We start from the raw sequence: 657 nt of genomic DNA, 5'->3' as shown, positions 1-657 counted from the left end.
TGACCCGTCCTGCCCGAGGTTGACACCTTTTCTTGAAGGAAAAAGGCAGGTCTCATGGAATCAGGCTCCAAGCGAACCCAGAGGGATTACACGCTGGCTTTTAAGCTGGCAGTGGTCGAGCAGGTGGAAAAAGGCGAATTGACGTACAGGCAAGCACAGGCGCGCTACGGGATCCAGGGACGATCGACGGTGCTGGTGTGGCTGCGCAAGCACGGTCGCCAAGGTTGGGGACGTGGTGCATCATGTGCAGCCATGCCCCCTGACAAGACCCCCCCAGCACTGACGCCCGAGCAACAGATCAAAGCCTTGCAAGTGCAGCTCAAAGAGGCCAACGAGAAGGCCCAGCTGTTCGAAGCAATGCTGGATGTTCTCAAGAAGGACTATGGAGTGCGCGTCGTAAAAAAGCCTTCGGGCAAGTCCTCGCGCAGCGGCTCGTCCAAGGGCTGAGCGTGGCGAGGGCTTGCCGTTGCATGGGGCTGAGTCGACAGGCGTACTACCAGGGTCAACAGCGCCACGCCCAGCGTGAGAGCCGGGCCGAGGCGGTGGTGCAGATGGTGCGCGATCGGCGGGTTCGCCAGCCCAGGCTGGGTACGCGCAAGTTGCACCATCTGCTGCGCGAGCCCCTGGGGCAGGCGGGTATGCGTCTGGGGCGCGATG

At 62.1% G+C, this 657-nt stretch carries 1 pseudogene; it reads left to right on the top strand.

Features of this window, described 5'->3' with window-relative positions:
• Window positions 1-54 precede the first annotated feature (54 nt).
• Window positions 55-657: pseudogene (locus tag ACWGXF_RS24400) on the top strand (helix-turn-helix domain-containing protein); the annotation flags it as partial.

The organism is Comamonas sp. HJ-2 (assembly GCF_053615495.1).
This window is presented reverse-complemented; position numbering and strand designations above follow the sequence as displayed.